We start from the raw sequence: 17,131 nt of genomic DNA on the forward strand, positions 1-17,131 counted from the left end.
TGTCCGGCGCCCCGTCACGAACAACTCCGTGACGAGGCGCCGGACGGCGCCGCTCAGCCGCGCCGATGCAGCTCGATCGCCAGCGGTGTGGCCGTGAACATCGACGAGTACGTGCCCACCGCCAGACCGATGAGCAGGGCGAGCGCGAAGTCGGTCAGCGTGTCGCCGCCGAGGACCGCCAACGTGGTGAGGATGAACGCGGCGCCCATGCCGGTGTTGACCGTGCGGGGCACAGTCTGCAGCAGCGCTTGGTCGGCGGTGCGGGCGAAGGGCGCCTTCCGGTCGCGCCGGGCCAGCTCCCTGATCCGGTCGAAGACGACGACGGAGTCGTTGACGGAGTAGCCGATGACGGTCAGCAGCGCGGCCAGGAAGACGCCGTCGATCGGCTTGCCGAGCCAGGCGAAGACACCGACGAGGATCACGGCGTCATGGGCGAGGGCGGCGACCGCCGAGGCCCCGAGGAGCCAGCGGAAGCGGGCCGCGAGGTAGACGAGCTGCGCGCCGAGGGCGACAGCGAGGGCGATGAGGGCGCCGTTGCGCAGTTCCTTGCCGAGGCTCGGCCCGATGGCCTCGTCACGCACCTTGTCGGCCCGGTCGGCAAGACCGGACACGGTGTCGGTGATGGCCGCGGCTCGGGCATCGCTCAACTGCTGCGTGCGGACGGTGAGACGGTTCTCGCCCGAGGTCTGCACGACGGCCTGCGGGAATCCGGCGTCGGCGAGCGCCTCGCGCACCCGGTCGGGGTCGACCGCGGAGGCGGTGGAGTACTCGATGAGGCGGCCACCGGTGAACTCGACACCCCAGTCGAGCCCGCGCACCCCGATACCGGAGGCGGCCACCGCGAGGACGACGGCGGAGACGGCCAGCCAGCGGCGCGGACGGCGCATCAGATCCGGGTTCGCCCGGCTGAGCCGGGCGCGGACGAAGCCCGTGTGGGCGATGCCCGTCAGGTGGGGGCGGCGGCGCAGCGCCGGCCGGGCGACGGCGAGGTCGGCAAGGGCGCGGGTGATGACGAGCGCGCTCAGCATGGAGGCCAGGACGCCGATGCCCAGGGTGACGCCGAACCCTCGTACGGGCCCGGAGGCGAGGAAGAACAGCAGGCCCGCGGCGATGAGCGTGGTGATGTTCGAGTCGGCGACCGCGCTCAGCGCCTTCTTGAACCCGGTGGTCAGCGCCGACCGTGGTGTGGGCCGGTGACCGGAGACGTACTCCTCACGGGCGCGCTCGAAGACGAGCACGTTCGCGTCGACCGCCATGCCGATGGCCAGCACGAAACCGGCGAGGCCGGGGAGGGTGAGGGTGGCGCCGAGCGCGGCGAGAGCGGCGTAGGAGACAAGGCCGTAGCAGGCCAGGGCCACTGTGGCGAGGAAGCCCATGATCCGGTAGACGGCGATGATGAACAGCGAGGTCAGCGCGGTGCCGATGGTGGCGGCCCAGGCACTGGCCTTGATGGCGTCGGCGCCCAAAGTGGGGCCGACGGTCCGCTGCTCGACGGTCTCGACCGGCACCGGCAGCGCGCCGCCGTTGATGAGCAGCGCCAGCTCCTTGGCCTCGCGGTCGTCGAAAGAGCCGGTGATCTGGGTGGAGCCGCCGCTGATGCCGGAGCGGCAGGCGACGGACGGGTCGACCTGCGGCGAAGAGATGATCTTGTCGTCCAGGGCGATGGCGACCCGGCGGGCCGGATCCCCGGCCGCGTGACAGGCGGCCTCGCCGGTCAGCCGGGCCCACCCCGCTTTGCCCGCTCCCTCGAAGTCGACGGTGACGTGCCATCCGGCACCGCCCTCCTGGTCGAAGCGCGCGGCCGCTTTGTCGACATGCCGGCCGGTCAGTGAGGCCGCTTGCAGTCGCAGGAGCCGACCGGACTCGTCGGCCATCACTTGTTCGCCCTGCCGCTCGGAGCGCGCGTTCCGGTCACCGTCGGAAGCGGCGCCCAGTACCCGGTGGAAGGAGAGCTGGGCGGTGCGCCCGAGCACCTCGGCCGCCTCGCGGGGATCCTGCAGGCCGGGCAGTTCGACGACGATCCGGTCGCTGCCGGAACGGGCGATGGTGGGCTCGGCGACACCGAGCGCGTCGACACGGCCGCGCAACACCTCGACGGTGCGGTCCGTCGCGTCGCCATCGCCATCGCCATCGTCGCCGCCGTCGTTGTCGTCGTCGGCAGCGGAGCCAGGACGGGTCTCAAGGACGATCTGGGTGCCGCCCCGCAGGTCGAGTCCCAGATGGACGGGGACGGTGAGCGCGACGTAAAGGGACAGGGCGACGGCGACGAGGGCGATCAGCCCTCTGATGCGCCGGGCCCGCGATTGGGATCGGGGTCGAGGTCGGGGTCGGGATCGACGTCGGGGTTGGGATCGAGGGCGGGATCGGGTCACGAAGGCCTCCGGCAGGCACACCGCGGCCAGGCCATGACCGCGGTCGACAAGTTCGAGAAGGTGTAAGGGGGGTGAGGTCGCTCTATGTGCCGGAGAGCGCGGGCGGGGCCCTGACCCCGTGACGATGTGCCCGAGGGATGGACGCGGGGCGGTCTCCCGCCGAGACCGAGGGCCGCGCGAGGCGAAGTGGCCCGGCTGCCGCGTCGAGCGACGTGCCCGGGGCGGCAAGCGGCGGAGCGTGACGCTCGCCGGTGGCGTCCCGCTGGCTGCGTACGGCCGCGGCGGAGTCGGCAGGGTCCGCGCTGTCCGCGGTCTGCCCGGCCGGCTCGCCACCGGCTTCCGCGGCGAGCACCGCGCCACCCCATGTACGGGGGTGATCGTCGCCCGGGGCGGAGGGGCCGAGCAGGGTGACGAGGACGGTCAGCAGGAGGACCCACACGGCGGTGGAGCCCGCGCCGCGCGGGCGCCGAGCGGATTGCGCGAAGCCCCCCACTCTCACCCCCTTCTCCCTCCTCGCCGTCTCGCGGTCAGGCTTCGATCAGGCCCACGCGGATCGCGTAACGGGTGAGTTCGAGGCGGTCCCGCAGGCCGAGCTTGTGGAGCAGGTTCTCCCGGTGCCGGTGGACGGTCTTGATGCTGATGAAGAGCAATTCGGCGATCTCCTTGGAGGAGTGCCCCTCGGCCACGAGCTTGAGGACCTCCTCCTCGCGCGCGGTCAGCACCTGCTCGGGAGGTTCCTCGCCGTTGCGGACACGGTCGAGGTAGTTGCGGATGAGGGCGGTGACCGCTCCGGGGTACAGGAAGGGCTCGTCGCGCATGGCCGCCCGGCAGGCCGCCACCAGGTCGCGGTCGGCGACGGACTTCAGCACATAGCCGCTGGCGCCGGCCTTCAACGCCTGGAAGAAGTACTGCTCGTTGTCGTGCATCGTCAGCATGAGGACGCGCACGGACGGCTTCAGCGCGAGAAGCTCCCGCGTCGCCTGCAGGCCGGTCATGCGGGGCATGGCGATGTCCATGACCGCCAGGTCGATGTCGTGGGTGCGGGCCAGTTCGACGGCCTCCGCGCCGTCCCCGGCCTCGGCGACGACCTCGAGGTCCGGCTCCTGGTCGAGAATGAGCCGCACCCCACGACGCACCAGCGCGTGGTCGTCGGCGAGGAGGATGCGGATCGCGGAGGTGTGGGGCGTGGTCATGGCTGCTTCCTGAGACGCGGTCACGGCTGAGTTCGAGGTCGCGGTCACGGCTGGGTTCGAGGTCGGGGTCACGGTTGTTTCCTGACGAGGGGCACGGTCAGCCGGACCGTCGTACCGGCCCGCGGCTGTGAGGTGACGTCCAGGGCGGCCCCGATCAGCAGGGCCCGCTCCCGCATGCCGCGCATGCCCGCCCCCTCACGAGCGGCCCCGGTGCCGCGGCCGTCGTCGACGACGGCCAGTTCCACCGCGTCCCCGGTGTGCCGCAGACTCACCTCGACCTCGCTCGCCTCGGCGTGGCGGGCCGCATTCGTCAGGGCCTCCTGCGCGACGCGGTACAGCACCAGCTCCGTCTGCTCGTCGAGGACCGGCAGGCCGGTCTCGAAGCGACGCACCGCACGCAACCCCACGTGGGTGGCGAACTCGCTGGTCAACGAGGTCAGGGCGCTGACGAGACCGAGATCGTCGAGGACTCCGGGACGCAGCCTGCGCACCAGACGCCGCACCTCGTCCAGGCTCTCCCGGGTGATCTCCTGCGCCTGGCGCAGCTCGCCGCGCAGTGGTTCGTCCGCGTCGTCGGCGGCCCGCTTGAGCGCGAGGAGGATCGCGGTCATGCTCTGGCCCACCTCGTCGTGCAGTTCCTGGGCGATCCGGCGCCGCTCCGCCTCCTGTGCGAACAGGGCGCGGGCGCTGCTGGACGCCCGCTCGTGTTCGAGGCGTTCCAGCATGGCGTTGAAGGTGCGGATCAGCTCGGCGGTCTCGCCCCGGCCCCCTTCGGGCAGCCGCTGCCCGGGGTGCAGCAGGTCGACGGTGGCCATCAGCCGGGTGAGCCGGTCCAGCGGGGAGAGGCCGATCCGCAGCAACGCCGCGTTGGCGACCAGCATGACGGCGAGGCCGCCCACGAGGATCACCGCCTCGGTCAGCACCACCGGCACGGAGACGGTCACCGGAGCCCACAGCAGCAGCGCGGTGGCGCTTCCGAGCACGACCGCGTTGAGCGCGAAGATCCGCCAGAACAAGGACACCGGGGTGACGCCTTTCGTAGGGAGACACGGCCTTGTCTCTACTCTCGGTCACCGCACGCCCCGGGCGTGCACTGCGTCCATCGGTCTTGACCGGCCCGCTGTCCAGGCTGCCCGTTCCCCGCGCCGCAGTCGATGGGCACCAATGCCCATTTCCGGGGCTCCGGCCCGCCGGACCGCGATGGGGCCCAGGTCCGCCACAGATGGGTATCGCGCCCGATGGGCTTCGCACGGCGGCGCGGCCATGGTGGGGGCCAACACCACCGACCGTGACCGAAGGAAGACCGACGATGCCCCTCGATACGCCCTCCACGACCGCAACCCGTCTCGCGCAGCTGACGCCGCACGAGGCCCGCCGGCGCCTCACGGACGAACGCACCTCGCGTCTCACCCAGCTCCAGGCAATCGACGAGGCTGGGGCGGAAGAGGGGGAGGGGGTGATGTCCGCGCAGAAGGACACCGTCAAGCGGGTCCTCGCCGAGATCGAGGCGGCCTTCGTCCGCGTCCAGGACGGCAGTTACGGCGTCTGCCGCACCTGCGCCAAGCCCATCCCCGCCGAGCGTCTGGAGATCCTGCCCTACACGCCGTACTGCGTTCCCTGCCAGCGCAAAGCCGTCTGACGACCCCCGCCCGCCTTCCTCCTTCCGCCCTGCCCAAGGGGTGACTCGGTGACCCACCTGACGCATCCGACCCACCTGACCGACACGGACCCACCGACCCGAGGGGACGACGACCGCACCCCGTCTCTGTCGGCCGAGGACCTCGCCGCGCTGCGCGAGAACCTGCACGAGCAGCGCCTCTTCCGCCAGGAGCAGCTCCAGCAGCTCTCGACCGCCGCCGCCTCCCGCGCCGACGCGCTGCGCGCCCGACAGGCGCCTTCCCAGACCGAGGTGCGCGTCAAGCTCGCAGCATCCGCCCGGATGGTCCTCGCCGATGTCGAGGCCGCCCTCGCGCGGATGGACAAGGGCCGCTACGGCATCTGCCACCTGTGCCGAGGCCCCATCGCGCGCGAGCGCCTGCGCATCGTGCCGCAGGCCCGCTACTGCGCCCGCTGCCAGCAGGTCAGGGAGGCCGGCCGGTGACCACCGACCCCGCCCCCGCACGCGTACGGCACCGCGCGTGGCCCTGGTGCCGGCGGTGCTCCGGCATCGCCCTCGACCTGGGCAGCGCCCGCACGCGCGCGTGGACGTCCGGACGGCGCATGATCCTCGACGTGCCCACGGTCACCTTCCCGGGCGACGGCGCCACCTACCCCGTCCAGCGCGGCACCATCGTCGACACCCCGGGGACCGCCCGGATGCTCGACCGGCTGCTCCGCCCCCGGCTGCCCCGGTTCGGCCGGCCGCTGCTCATCCTGACCACGCCCGTACTGGGCGGCGTCGCCTACCGGACCGAGGCCCGCGCCGCGGTCGAAATCCTGCGGCCGCGGACCGTACTGACCGTCCCCGCCGCGCGCGCCGTGGCCGAGGCCGCGGACGCCGACCTTGCCCACCCCCTCCTGGTCGCGGACCTCGGCGCCCACGTCACCGAGGTCACGCTCCTCGCCGACGGCGCGGTGACCGACGCCCGCCGCACCGCCCTGGGCACCGGCGACCTGGACAGCCTCGCCCCGCCCGCGCTGATCACCGAGGCGGTCGCCGCCATGGTGACCGGCATGCTGGACGAGGACCGCACCTCCCAGACGCTCGACGCCCTGCGGCGGGGTGTGCTCGTCGCGGGCGGGGGTGCCCTGCGTCCCGACATCACCTGGCACCTCACCGGCCGGTTGCGGGCGCCCGTACAGCTCGTCGCCGCCCCGCACACGGCGGCGGTCCGCGGCGCGGCGAAACTCCTGCAAGCGGCCCACGGGCATCCCGCCGCTGCCGCCGCGCCGCACGGCTAGCGCTCGTCCGTGACCTGTCGGCGCCGGACACACAGCCCTCGTGCGAAAGGAGAAACACAGTGGACCGCGAGATACCCCCGGCCCACCCTCCCGAAGAACTCCCGCGCGTCCTGTTCTGGCGATGGCGGCGCAACCCGTTGCGCCGCCGCGCGGACCTCGCGCAGGCATGGATCGCCGTCGGCCTGTTCCTGACGGTCCTCGCCGCCACACCCGCCGCGATGCTGATGGTCGGCGAGTCGGTCCACCGCCGGCTGACCGAGGCCGCCCTGCACCAGATCGCCACCGGGCACGACACCTCCGCCGAACTGCTGCACGACGCCCCCCGACACCCCGAGCCGGGGTCGGACGAGGCGAAGGAGGCGCGCTACCCGGTCACCGTCCGCTTCACCGACCCCCAGGGGGACATCCGCACGGGGAGGGCGGACGTCGAGCCCGCGCTCACCGCGGGCAGCACCGTCCGCGTATGGGTCGACGCCGAGGGCAAGATCACCGACGCGCCCCTGACGGCCGCACAGGTCCGTGACCGTGCCATGGGGCGCGTGGTCATCACCGCCGTCGCCGTGCCGCTCTTCGCCCTGGCCGTGTACGCCTACGCCGACCGTCGGCTGGAGCGGCACAACCTCGCCCGCTGGGACGCGGCCTGGGCCCGCACCGCCCCCGGCTGGACCACACCCCGCTGACCAGCTGATACGGCGTCAGGCCACCGGCGTACCGGCACGCGCGAATCACCCGGGTGCGCCGTGCTGTCACCCCTGACTCGTCCTTGGCATGCGCGGAGCGTCGTGCGGGGTCACGCTCATGGCGTGTGGAGTTCCGGCCGCCTCCACCGGCCCCGCGGCGCTTCTCCGTCGGGTCAGTCCGGGCCGGTGAAACCTGAAAGGACCTCATCCCATGCGCAGCATCGCCAAGTACGCGGCCGTCGGTGCCCTGGTCACTCCGCTCGTCGTCGGCGGCGCGGGTCTCGCGTCGGCCGACCAGGGCCCCAGGTACGAGGGGACCCACCACTCGGCGAACAAGCACGGGGGGACGGCGTCGAAGACGAAGAGCGGCTTCACCGACGACGGCACGGCCTACTTCGTGAAGGTGACGAAGACGTCCGACAGCACGCGCCGCACGACCAGCGCCACGGCCTCGCACGCCTGACGCGGGAGACGGACTGCCCCTCGCGCCGGGTACGGACGGGGCTGAACCGAACCGTTCGTCCGTCACCCCGCTGTCGACGGCTCCGGCCATGCCCCACGGTTCGCCAGGTCGAGCACGAGCGCGGCGATGTTCCAGGCGTCGTCCTCGCCCCGGTGATGGCGCCCTTCGAGCGGCAGCCCGGCGATCTGCAGGGCGCGGTCCATGCCGGGCCTCTTGTGCAGTCCATGGGCCGCGGCGAACACGGCCTTGACGTTGGTATGGGTGCGCTCCGGCGGGCTGCCGAACGGGTAGGTCACCTCATCGGCCCGGCACTGCCGCACGAACTGCCGCCGGTCGTAGTCGCCCCAACTCGCCCAGGGCCGCCGCGCGGCGTCGAACTCCTCGACGAGAGTCCGGCACGCCTCGGCGAAGGTGACGCCCCGTCCGACCTCGTCCGCCGTCAGTCCGGTGAGTTCGGTGCAGAAGTCGCTCACCGTCGACCGGACGGGGCGTACCAGGACGTGGTGCCGGGACACCCGGCGCCGCGCCGGGACGTCGACGACCGTGAGACCGATCTCGATGATCTCACTCACGGAGCCGGGCGGCGGCTGCCCGTCCCAACAGGTGGCTTCCACGTCGATGACGTTGAGCAGGGCGGTTTCATGAGGCATGGGGTGGAGCGTAGGGATGCGGAACGGCTTCCAGCACCTCAATTACCGCAAGCCCCACACCAGTCCGGCTTCGTCCGTCGTCCGGTCAGTGGGCCTGGCGCACCAGGTAGGCGGTGCCCACCCTTGCCGCCTCGGGGGCGTCGGCCTGGAGGGAGAGTCCCCGCGCGGCCGTGGTGAAGTCGAACCCGCTCGCCACGGGCCGGGCACAGTCGACGCGTACGGCCTTCTTCGCGGAGCCCGAGACAGCCGTGAAGGTGACTGTGCCCCGCCCCGCACATGCCACGTCCACACGCAGTGCGGTATCGGGCTCCATGCTCGCGTACTGGTTCTCCCCGGGGATCGCCAGGGTGCCCGACGAGACGAAGTCCGCTTCGGGGAGGTCGAGTTGGTCCATGCCGCCCAGCCGGGCGCGGGCCTCGTCGTCCAGTCGCTGCCGGCCACCGGACGGGGATGACGGCTGCGCGGTGGGCTCGGCCGCGGGCCTCGCCGTCTCCCGCGTCTGCGAGGCCGACGGCGTATCGGCTGCGCCGGAGCACCCGGTAACCGCGCCTGCCAGCAGCGAGACGGCGGCAACAGCTCCGAGAATGTGACGTGTGAAGCGGTACATGGGGTGCTCCCTTCTGGAGGCGGGGCGGCAGGTGTCGGCCGCCCCGCCTCATGTGCGAGCCGGGCGCCGTGGTTCCGGCGCCCGGCTCGCACGGCTGTGACTAGGCGCGGCCGTTGGCGTTCCGTCGGCGCAGCACGACCAGCACGGCGCCACCGATGGCCAGCAGGGCCGCGGCGGCACCGGCGATCGCGGTGGTGTTGCCGCTGCTGCCGGTCTGGGCCAGGTCACCGTCGGCGGCCGGGGCCGCGGTCGAGGGCGACGCGGCCGGGGCGTCGGCGGCGGCCGGGGCGCTCGTCGAGGCGGCGGGGGTCGCCGACGCGCTCGGAGTGGCCGACTCGGTGTCGGGCGCCGTGGGGGTCGTCGAGGTCGCCGGGGTGGGCTCACCCTCGTCCTCGGCCGGGGTCGAGGCGGGCGGCGTCGGGGTGGGGGTCGCCGTCTCCGTGGTGCAGTCACGGGTGCCGCCGTTCCACCAGGCGACGTTCTTCTCCTTGATGACGGCCCGGTCCGGGCCCTGCGGCAGCGGCCCGTGCTCCAGGCCGTCGTTCGCCTCGGTCAGCCCGTCGTACTTGACGCTGCCGCGGTACAGGTCCACCTGCGCGTAGCAGCCGGCGTCGGGAACGGCGATGTCCAGGGAGCCGCTCTCGCCGGACTTGACGGTCACCGTGTCGAAGTCGTGGAAGACCTGCAGTCCGGAGGTGTTCCACGTCGCGCCGTGGGTGCGGTAGGAGGCGAGGGAGACGGTGCAGCCCTCGCTGTTCCCGGCGGGCCGCACCTGGAGGTGCACCTTGCCGTCGGTGCCCGGCTTGAGGGACAGGTCGTCCACCTTCACGGCCGCCGACCACACCTTGCCGTCCAGGGAGAACTCGCAGTCGCCACTGGTGTCCTTGGCCGGTGTCGCGTCCTTCGCGGTGTACCCGCGGACGTCCTGCCGTCCCCAGCCCTCACCGCCCGGCGTGCCGTGGGCCCACGCCCCGGACCCCCCGGCGACCACCATGCACACGGCGGCCGCGCCGCCGACGACGGCGCGTCGCGCCACTATTGCTGCTGACATAGGTCTACTTCTCTTTCGAGCAGCCCCCGGCCACGCGCCGTTCACCGCGCGCGTCGGCCAGGGGTGAGGAAGGAAATGGCCACAAGATCACCTGATGGCCGCATTGATCGTCAGGCAGCCAGACATGACCGTCAACGCCGGGTGCTTAACGAAACCATCACAAGCACCCGTCTTCCTTCATCCTCACCGCAAGACGGTCACGATCACCAGCGCGCCCATGAGCGAGTCGACGCGGTCAAGGAGCCCTCCGGCCCCCGCCAGCCACTGCCCGGAGTCCTTCACACCGGCGCCGCGCTTGACGAGGGATTCGACCAGGTCCCCGGCGGGGCCGCCGACGGCGACGCCGAGCGCCGCGGGCCAACTCCACGCCGAGAGCAGCGCGAGGACGCCGAGTCCGGCCGCCGCGCCGCACACAGTCCCGCTCCACCGCTTGGCCGGGGACAACGGCGAGAGCCGGGGTCCGCCCAGGCGTGGTCCGGCGAAGAAGGCGGCGACATCGGCCACCGACACCGCCGCGAACAGGGCCAGTGCCTCCGTGCCGAGCGGTGCCAGGGCCGCCAGCGTGCCGAGCCAGACCAGTCCGAGCAGGCTCGTGCCGAGGTGGCGCAAGCCTTGTTCGGCGTCGCCGCGCGCCAGCGGCAGGGCGGCCAGGGCGAGTACGCCGAGGGCACCTGCCCGCCACGTCTGCTCGGGTGCCCAGGCGGCGACGGCGACCAGGAGGGGCACGGCCACGGCGAGCAGCACCCGTTCGGCGCGGGGGAGCCGTGTCAGTGCGCCGAACTCCCGTGCCGCGACGGCCGCGACGACGGCGGCGAGCAGGGCGATACCGGGGCGCCCCCACCGGAACGCCGCCACGACCACAGGGACGCCGATCGCCCAGGCGCACCACCGTACGAGCAACTCGCGTCGGCGGGACGCTCCCGCCGCGACACCGCCCAGCACCAGCGCACCGCCCAGCCAGGGTGCCATCGCGGCCGCATCCGTCACGTGGCGACTCCGGCGACAGGCCGTACGGCTGTGGCGGGGTGGGCGTGCAGGTCGGTGAGAGCGGCCCCGTAGGCGGCGACGATGCGGGCGTTCTCCGCGCTGTCGCGGACCGCCACGCGTACAGTCCGGCCCTCGTAGGCGGTGGAGAGCGGCGACAGGTCGCGCAGGTACACGTCGTGCCGCCGGCATCGTGCGACCAGCGCGGCGGCGCTCGGCCCGTCCGGCGGAAGCGTCAGCGTGAGGAAGTTCGCCACGGACTCCTCGACGAGGACGGACGCGTCCACCCCGGCCAGTTCCGAAGCGAGCTGTCGACGCAACCGGTGGGTGTGCCCGACCTGTCGGGCGTAATGGGCGGGGTCGCGCAGCGCCGCCACGGCGGCGAGCTGGGCCGGCAACGAGATCGCCCAGGGCGGTGTCCAGCGGCGCATCTGCGCGGCGGTCCGCGCTTCGGCCACCAGGTACGCGGCCCGCATGCCGGACAGGGCGTACGTCTTCGACATCGAGGTGCAGACGACGACGCGCGGGTCCGTGGCCGCGAAGGCGGCGAGTGACTCGGCCGCGCCGACGTAGCCGAGATAGGCCTCGTCGATCCACCAGCGGGTCCGGGCCGGTGCGGCGGCGATCACCTCGCGCAGTTCGGCGGCCGGGGCGTGGCGGCCGGTGGGGTTGTTGGGATTGACCACCACCACGAGGTCGTACGCGCCGTCCGCCACCACGGCCGACAACCGCTGCTGGTCGATCCGCCAGTTGTCCTCGCGCCGCAGCCGGAACCGGTCGACGTGACAGCCGATCACCCGCTCCGTGACATGCGCGTACTCGCCGTACCCGGGGTCCATGAGGAGCACCCGGCTCGCCGGGGTGAGCCACCGGCCGAAGGCCCTGAAGATGAGGTCGGAGGAGCCGGCCCCGACGGCGAGCGTCTCGACGGGCAGGGCGCAGGCGGCGGCGATCTCCGCGAGCAGACCCTCCGCCCCGGTCGGCGGCGACGTGCGCGCGGCCCAGCCGACATCATGGGTGAGCGCCGCGTGTACGCCGGGTGCCGGTGCGAACCAGGCGTCCAGCACATCGGCCGCGACGACCCCGAGACGCCGGTCCAGGCTGCGGAAGTCGGTGCCGATGGCGGTGAACGAGGCTCCGCCGTGTTCGCAGCCGTCCGGTCCGGGCGCGAACGCGGTGTCCAACTGCCAGTCCACGCCGGAAGCAAGCCGGGACAGGACCGCGCCGTGCCGGTCCGCCGTGCCGCGCGTCAGCTCCGCCACCTCACCGGTCAGCATCTCGAAGTCGACCGCCCCGCTGCGCACGGTGCGGCCCACGGGGCGCAGTCCGGCCGTCCGGTACATGCCCAGCAGATCGGCACGGCCCATCGCCACCACGCGCCGCCCGCCCCGGGACGCGCTCCAGCGCAGCGCCGCGTACATCAGGAGGGCGGCCGCGGCTCCGGCCCGCGCGTCGGGTTCGACGGTGAGCAGCCGCACCTCGAAGACGTCCGGCTCGTCCAGGAGCGGCAGTTCGGCGCGCGTCACATACTTGTCGAGGCCGTACCGGCCCGCCCAGGGCGGCGTCACGCTGACGAACCCGACGCGGGCCGGGCCGTCGGCCGCGACCAGGTAGACGTTGTCACCGTCGAGCCCGTCCACCAGCCGGCCTTCCGCGTTGGGCGGGTGCTGGCCCAGCTCCCGCGCGTAGACCCGGTGCCGCAGCTCGTGGATCCAGGGCAGGTCGTCGGCGGTGGCGTGACGCATTGTCAGGGCTCGGCTCATCGGGACCTTTTCGTCGGGCGGAGGGGAGAGCCAGTGTGTCCACGCCCCGCCGGGGCAAGCAGAGGCGAACACCTCAGGGAAGGTGAGTACGCGTACTCAGGCGCGGAGTCCCGCCGCCATCCGCACTGTCCAGAGGGCCGGCGCCGTCGCCACGAAACGCACTCGCCCCGCCACCACCGCCCCGGTAAAGTGACGATCTTCGGGCGGTCCACACCCCCCGGAGTCCCGCAAGGCGGACGACCATGACGTACTCCGACCGGTCCCGTGCCCGGCGTCGGCTCGACGCCGCGATCGACGGCCTCGCGGTCACCTTCCGGGGGATGACCGCCCACCCCGACGAGCACAACTGCGAGTGCCACTGGGGCAGCGCGGAGGAGCTCGCCCAGCTCAAGGTGGCGAACCGAGCTGGACCCCAACGCTCGGCCACTGGCAGCGCTGGCCCCTGAGCAGGCCGGGGCGGTCGGTGAGTTCCTGCACGCGTGGTGGACCCGCACGCTCGTCGAGCCCGATCCTCCCGTACCCGCGCACGACGTTCTCACGGCCCTCGCCGAGGCGTGGGGCACGCTGACCCAGTGGCTGGTCCGCCACGCTCCGGCCCGGCTGCGCGCCGTCGGCGGATGCGAGGAACTGCTGCACCGCGTACGGCTGTTGGGCGTCACCGGTGACGACCGCCGGCTCGACCCGCACTGGCCCGGCCACCGCTACTGACGGCCGCCACCGACGACACCTCGGCAGGCGGGCGGATCAGACGGTGTTGTTCCCCGGGATCAGGAACAGGTGCACCGACTGGTCCTTCGCGCGGAACCGCTCGTTCTGGGCGCCCTTCTTCGCCCGGTCGGACACGATGACCACGTAGTCGGTGGAGACCCAGGACACGCCCTCCGGATTGCCGTAGACGGTGCGCCCCTTGCCGTCGGTCGGGAGGCGGTACACCGTGCCTTCGTCGACCTGCCACTTCCGGGTGGAGATGTGACCCACCCACAAGGCCGACGACGCCTGCGAGAGGACGGCGATCCGGCCGTCGCGCACGGACACACTGCTGTAGTCCTCGAAGGGCAGCGACTTGGGCAGCCGGATCGTGGCGACGTTGATCCAGCGTTTGCCGCCCTGCCGGAAGACCTGGATGCGGCCGCCGCCCGGTTTCCTGCCCTTGGCTCCGCCCGCGCACAGATTGCCCTCGCACAGGCCGAGGAGGTACCCCTTGCCCGAGCGCTCCACCCACTCCAGGCCCTCCATGCCCTTGTTGGCGTCCGGCAGGTCGAAGTCGAGGGGCGCGGAGCCGACGGGACGCAGCTTCGCGTCGTACTCCTGGACGCGGGCGCGGAACTTCTTGCCCTTGGCCGGTTCGGCCTCGCTCAGCGTGAAGAGACGGTCGCGGCGGATGTCGTGGGCGATGTCCTCGTAGCCGGGGTTGGTCGCCGACGCGGCGGACTTCTTCGATGCGGACTTCTTGGAGGCGGCCCTCTTCCTCCGGCGGGTGTTGACGAGGCCGTTCTCCGGCGCCTTCGGCGACAGTTCGCTGCTGACCCGGATGAGGTGGGGCAGGTTGTCGCAGACGATGAGGAAGGCCCCGTCGCGGTAGAGCACACCGCTGGCCTCAAGGCGGTCACCCGCGCCGTCACCGATCAGGTCCCGGATCTTGGCCTCTTTCACCAGGCGCAGCTCGTGCGTCGTCTTCTTGTTCGCGCTCACGAGGGCAGTGCCTCCATCGCGGTCGGGAAGAGGGCGCCACTGGCGCCGTCGGGGTAGGTCTTGCGCAGCTCGGCGAGCTGCTCGCGCGCGCGGTCGTACCGCATCCGCGTGTAGTGGTAGATCCCGTACGTGAACTGCGAGCCGCGGCTCAGCTCCCACTGCCGGTACCCCGCGCGGTACACCTCGTCATTGGTGAACTGCCGCCCCGTGTACGGCTGTCCGTTCGGGCTGACGGACTCGCCGTACGCGGCGGACGCGACGAGCTGCCACAGCCCGTCGGTGCGCCCCGAACCCTCCGCGCCGAGCAGCGCGGCGACCTGTTCGGGCCCGAACTCCGTGTCGAGGAGGTACTCCAGGTGGTCCAGGTAGTACTGGCAGAAGTCGTGGTGCCGCAGCAGGTTGGTGAAGAGCGGCAGCTGCGACACCTCGTGCGGCGCGTGCGTGATCCGGCAGTAGTTCCGGCTCATCGCGGGCCAGTCGAGCAGGTCCGTGTACTGCCAGGGCGTCGAGAAGAAGTCGATGCCCGAGCTGTTGTCGTAGTCCCAGGGGATGAACGTGAAGTACGGACGCGCCATGAACCCCGCCGGGTCGCCGAGCCTGCCCGCGTTGTAGAGGTAGTAGTTCGACGGCGTAGCGAAGTAGTTGTCCCAGCTGCCCAGGAGAACGTTGGCGCCCGCCCAGCGCAGGAACGCCGGGACGTTGAGGACCTCCTCGACCGACGCGCGGAACGCGTCGGTCGCGAACCGCTTCTCGTCGCCCCCGAGCTGTACGCCGTTGATCGCCCGGACGAGCGTGGCGAGGTCGTCGTAGGTACTGGCGGCCGGGTCGTCCTCGTTCGTCTTCAGGCGGTACGTACGGTCGTCGGGCAGGGCGCCCGCGGTGAAGTACTGCCGGCCGCCGTCGGTGCCGTCCGCGCCGGAGCGGTGCTGCAGCGTCGCGCAGCCGACGTCGCCGCAGTAGGCCTTGTAGAGGTTGCCCTCGGAGTTCTTGCCGAAGTGGTCCTTCAGGAACTTCTTGTCGACCTGCTCGATGACCGAGAACAGCCCCATGTAGCGGTCATTGATCGAGAACGTCGCGTACGTGTGCTGCGCCGCCGGTATGCCCGCGCGCTCCAGAAGCCGCCAGGCGACGGCCTCGCGCATCTGGGAGGGGTCGTTGTACATCGACTTGAGGTTGATCCGCTCCATGCCGTAGAGCCGGTCCTCGCTGTCGCCCACCTCGAAGTTGATCTTCCAGGAGCGCTTGGGTGCGTGCGCCGTCATGTTGCCGCTGTTGACCATGGAGAACAACGGGGTCGCGAGCAGCGTGTCGTCCGCCGCGGCGCCGCTCCTGGCCAGGGTGAGCCGCGCGCCCGGCGGAGCCTCCATCACCTCGTCGGCGGTGAGCACGCCGGACGGCCACCCGCTGACCTTGACCTGATACATGTCCTGAGCGAAGAACTCCGTTTTGTCCTCCGCAGCGTCGAGGAGTTCCCCGACGATCCGTCCGACCGCGGTCGGCGTCCCGTCCGGCCCGAGGCATACGAGGCTGTCGTCGGCCGGGGCGCCCGGCGCGCCCCGCTGCTCGGCGAGCAGCAGGTCGTACAGCGCGTTGTACTCGGCCTTCGTGCGCAGCGCGGCGTCGACCGGACCGGCCGTCGCGTTGGCGCGCTGGGCGAGATCCCGGCCCGTACCGGGCGGCAGAGCGGGCACCGCGAGGCTCCGGTTCTTGAACGCGTCCCGGAACGTGCCCTTGGTCATGGTCCTGTCCACGCGGCCTCCCTGGGGTACGCCTTTCTCTCTACGCCCGGGGCCGCATGACCGCCAGACCGAGAACCGGCCGGGCGGTGCCGGGGTCGGCTTCAGGCACCCGATGCGGACGCGGGCGCGGACGCGAGTCCTGGCACGGTGACCGGCAGGGCCACGATCGACGCCTCCCGGACGGGGCGCCGTGCCTCCTCGAAGAAGTCGGGCGCCGTGCACGCGAACAGGGTCCGGCCCTGCGCGCCGCCCAGCGCGCACGCGTACACGTTGCCGCCGGGCCGGATCTCGCGCGTGACCGTGCCGCCCTCGGTCACCCGCAGCAGCCGCTCCCCGGTGGCGTCCGCGATCCACAGGCCACCTTCGGCGTCCAGGCACGCCCCGTCGGGGCTGACCACGAGCTGAGGCAGCACCCCGGCGAACTCGCGGGCGATCGGGACGTCACCGAACTCCGCCCAGACGCGCCGGTTGCCCAAAGTGCCGTCCTCCTCGATGTCGAAGGCGGTGACCCGGTTGCCGAACGTCTCGTTCACGAGGAGCGCCCCGTCCGGAGTGATCACCATCCCGTTGGGGAACCACAGGTCTGTCGCGGCCTCGGTGACACCGCCGTCCGGATCGACGCGGTAGACGGCGGCGGGCGCCAGTGGCGCGCCGCCCATCAGGTCGAAGCCGAAACAGCCGACCCACGCGCGGCCGTCCGCGCCGACCACCATGTCGTTGGCGTACCCCCGCGCCCGGTCGCCGAGATCGGCGTGCACTGTCAGTGCACCGTCGGGCTCGCGCCGCAGGACCTTGGCATCCCGCATGGACACGATCACCATGCGGCCGTCGGGCAGCCAGCCGAGCCCCGACGGCTGCTGGGGGACGACCGCCTCCACACGGACGTCCGAGCCGTCCTCGGCTGCCGAGAAGACCCGCTCCTGGTAGAAGTCGGAGAACCACAGACGGCCGGCGCGCCAGCGCGGTGACTCGGTGAAGGCGAACCCCGCGAGGACGGTGGTGGGGTGGGACATGCTGCTCCTCTTCGTCATGGGTA

18 protein-coding genes are annotated in these 17,131 nt (G+C 72.3%); 6 read left to right on the plus strand and 12 right to left on the minus strand.

Annotated elements, in window-relative coordinates; genetic code table 11:
* Positions 1 to 53: 53 nt before the first annotated feature.
* The 4 genes from secD to N5I75_RS36200 all read right to left on the minus strand — a co-directional run bounded on the left by secD (position 54) and on the right by N5I75_RS36200 (position 4,587).
* The gene (gene secD, locus N5I75_RS36185) at positions 54 to 2,288 is read right to left on the minus strand and encodes a protein translocase subunit SecD (protein WP_476684906.1); all 2,235 of its coding nucleotides are present in this window, start codon (positions 2,286 to 2,288) and stop codon (positions 54 to 56) included.
* A gap of 166 nt (positions 2,289 to 2,454) precedes the next feature.
* Positions 2,455 to 2,865 (minus strand): hypothetical protein, encoded by a 411-nt coding sequence (locus N5I75_RS36190; protein ID WP_476684398.1) that lies wholly within the window; start codon positions 2,863 to 2,865, stop codon positions 2,455 to 2,457.
* 34 nt (positions 2,866 to 2,899) lie between these two features.
* On the minus strand, positions 2,900 to 3,565 hold the full coding sequence (locus N5I75_RS36195) for a response regulator transcription factor (protein WP_476684400.1): 666 nt from the start codon (positions 3,563 to 3,565) through the stop codon (positions 2,900 to 2,902).
* Between the two features lie 68 nt (positions 3,566 to 3,633).
* Complete coding sequence (locus N5I75_RS36200; RefSeq protein WP_476684401.1) at positions 3,634 to 4,587, minus strand: HAMP domain-containing sensor histidine kinase; 954 nt, start codon at positions 4,585 to 4,587, stop codon at positions 3,634 to 3,636.
* Between the two features lie 287 nt (positions 4,588 to 4,874).
* Between N5I75_RS36200 and N5I75_RS36205 the strand changes: the two genes are divergently transcribed.
* The 5 genes from N5I75_RS36205 to N5I75_RS36225 all read left to right on the plus strand — a co-directional run bounded on the left by N5I75_RS36205 (position 4,875) and on the right by N5I75_RS36225 (position 7,609).
* A complete protein-coding gene (locus N5I75_RS36205) occupies positions 4,875 to 5,204 on the plus strand; it encodes a TraR/DksA family transcriptional regulator (protein WP_476684403.1) in 330 nt (109 codons plus the stop codon).
* 126 nt (positions 5,205 to 5,330) lie between these two features.
* A complete protein-coding gene (locus N5I75_RS36210; RefSeq protein ID WP_476684908.1) occupies positions 5,331 to 5,666 on the plus strand; it encodes a TraR/DksA family transcriptional regulator in 336 nt (111 codons plus the stop codon).
* Positions 5,663 to 6,466, plus strand: coding sequence for a hypothetical protein (locus N5I75_RS36215; protein WP_476684405.1), 804 nt, complete (start codon positions 5,663 to 5,665; stop codon positions 6,464 to 6,466). The genes N5I75_RS36210 and N5I75_RS36215 overlap by 4 nt, the downstream gene beginning before the upstream one ends.
* A 59-nt stretch (positions 6,467 to 6,525) precedes the next feature.
* Positions 6,526 to 7,146 carry an Rv1733c family protein gene (locus N5I75_RS36220; protein ID WP_476684407.1) on the plus strand — a complete coding sequence of 207 codons (621 nt, stop codon included), beginning with the start codon at positions 6,526 to 6,528 and terminating at the stop codon, positions 7,144 to 7,146.
* Between the two features lie 211 nt (positions 7,147 to 7,357).
* A complete protein-coding gene (locus N5I75_RS36225) occupies positions 7,358 to 7,609 on the plus strand; it encodes a hypothetical protein (protein WP_476684409.1) in 252 nt (83 codons plus the stop codon).
* Between the two features lie 62 nt (positions 7,610 to 7,671).
* Here N5I75_RS36225 and N5I75_RS36230 read toward each other — a convergent pair whose 3' ends face one another.
* The 5 genes from N5I75_RS36230 to N5I75_RS36250 all read right to left on the minus strand — a co-directional run bounded on the left by N5I75_RS36230 (position 7,672) and on the right by N5I75_RS36250 (position 12,664).
* Positions 7,672 to 8,259 (minus strand): 3'-5' exonuclease, encoded by a 588-nt coding sequence (locus N5I75_RS36230; RefSeq protein WP_476684410.1) that lies wholly within the window; start codon positions 8,257 to 8,259, stop codon positions 7,672 to 7,674.
* Positions 8,260 to 8,344: 85 nt separating this feature from the next.
* Entirely contained in the window at positions 8,345 to 8,866 is a 522-nt protein-coding gene (locus tag N5I75_RS36235; RefSeq protein WP_476684411.1) for a hypothetical protein, read from the minus strand.
* A gap of 100 nt (positions 8,867 to 8,966) precedes the next feature.
* A complete protein-coding gene (locus N5I75_RS36240; RefSeq protein WP_476684413.1) occupies positions 8,967 to 9,917 on the minus strand; it encodes an LAETG motif-containing sortase-dependent surface protein in 951 nt (316 codons plus the stop codon).
* A gap of 183 nt (positions 9,918 to 10,100) precedes the next feature.
* A complete protein-coding gene (locus N5I75_RS36245) occupies positions 10,101 to 10,904 on the minus strand; it encodes a phosphatidate cytidylyltransferase (RefSeq protein ID WP_476684414.1) in 804 nt (267 codons plus the stop codon).
* On the minus strand, positions 10,901 to 12,664 hold the full coding sequence (locus tag N5I75_RS36250) for an aminotransferase class I/II-fold pyridoxal phosphate-dependent enzyme (protein WP_476684415.1): 1,764 nt from the start codon (positions 12,662 to 12,664) through the stop codon (positions 10,901 to 10,903). The genes N5I75_RS36245 and N5I75_RS36250 overlap by 4 nt, the downstream gene beginning before the upstream one ends.
* A 242-nt stretch (positions 12,665 to 12,906) precedes the next feature.
* Here N5I75_RS36250 and N5I75_RS36255 point away from each other — a divergent pair, with 242 nt between their 5' ends.
* Positions 12,907 to 13,110: a hypothetical protein gene (locus N5I75_RS36255; protein ID WP_476684416.1), complete on the plus strand. Its 204-nt coding sequence runs from the start codon at positions 12,907 to 12,909 to the stop codon at positions 13,108 to 13,110.
* Between the two features lie 298 nt (positions 13,111 to 13,408).
* On the opposite strand, the gene N5I75_RS36260 is transcribed toward N5I75_RS36255, so the two are convergent.
* The 3 genes from N5I75_RS36260 to N5I75_RS36270 form a co-directional block, all read right to left on the minus strand.
* On the minus strand, positions 13,409 to 14,356 hold the full coding sequence (locus N5I75_RS36260; RefSeq protein ID WP_476684418.1) for a hypothetical protein: 948 nt from the start codon (positions 14,354 to 14,356) through the stop codon (positions 13,409 to 13,411).
* Complete coding sequence (locus N5I75_RS36265; RefSeq protein WP_476684420.1) at positions 14,353 to 16,107, minus strand: CotH kinase family protein; 1,755 nt, start codon at positions 16,105 to 16,107, stop codon at positions 14,353 to 14,355. Before N5I75_RS36265 ends, N5I75_RS36260 begins: the two co-directional genes overlap by 4 nt.
* Positions 16,108 to 16,196: 89 nt before the next feature.
* A complete protein-coding gene (locus tag N5I75_RS36270; protein ID WP_476684422.1) occupies positions 16,197 to 17,108 on the minus strand; it encodes an SMP-30/gluconolactonase/LRE family protein in 912 nt (303 codons plus the stop codon).
* Between the last annotated feature and the right edge of the window lie 23 nt (positions 17,109 to 17,131).

The organism is Streptomyces sp. R818 (assembly GCF_056172735.1).

Bases quoted from the DNA above. Each gene is read 5' to 3' on its own strand.
- N5I75_RS36225 (WP_476684409.1), top strand. From the start codon at position 7,358: ATGCGCAGCATCGCCAAGTACGCGGCCGTCGGTGCCCTGGTCACTCCG.
- N5I75_RS36235 (WP_476684411.1), bottom strand. From the start codon at position 8,866: ATGTACCGCTTCACACGTCACATTCTCGGAGCTGTTGCCGCCGTCTCG.
- N5I75_RS36255 (WP_476684416.1), top strand. From the start codon at position 12,907: ATGACGTACTCCGACCGGTCCCGTGCCCGGCGTCGGCTCGACGCCGCG.
- N5I75_RS36230 (WP_476684410.1), bottom strand. From the start codon at position 8,259: ATGCCTCATGAAACCGCCCTGCTCAACGTCATCGACGTGGAAGCCACC.
- N5I75_RS36270 (WP_476684422.1), bottom strand. From the start codon at position 17,108: ATGTCCCACCCCACCACCGTCCTCGCGGGGTTCGCCTTCACCGAGTCA.
- N5I75_RS36195 (WP_476684400.1), bottom strand. From the start codon at position 3,565: ATGACCACGCCCCACACCTCCGCGATCCGCATCCTCCTCGCCGACGAC.
- N5I75_RS36250 (WP_476684415.1), bottom strand. From the start codon at position 12,664: ATGAGCCGAGCCCTGACAATGCGTCACGCCACCGCCGACGACCTGCCC.
- N5I75_RS36240 (WP_476684413.1), bottom strand. From the start codon at position 9,917: ATGTCAGCAGCAATAGTGGCGCGACGCGCCGTCGTCGGCGGCGCGGCC.
- N5I75_RS36205 (WP_476684403.1), top strand. From the start codon at position 4,875: ATGCCCCTCGATACGCCCTCCACGACCGCAACCCGTCTCGCGCAGCTG.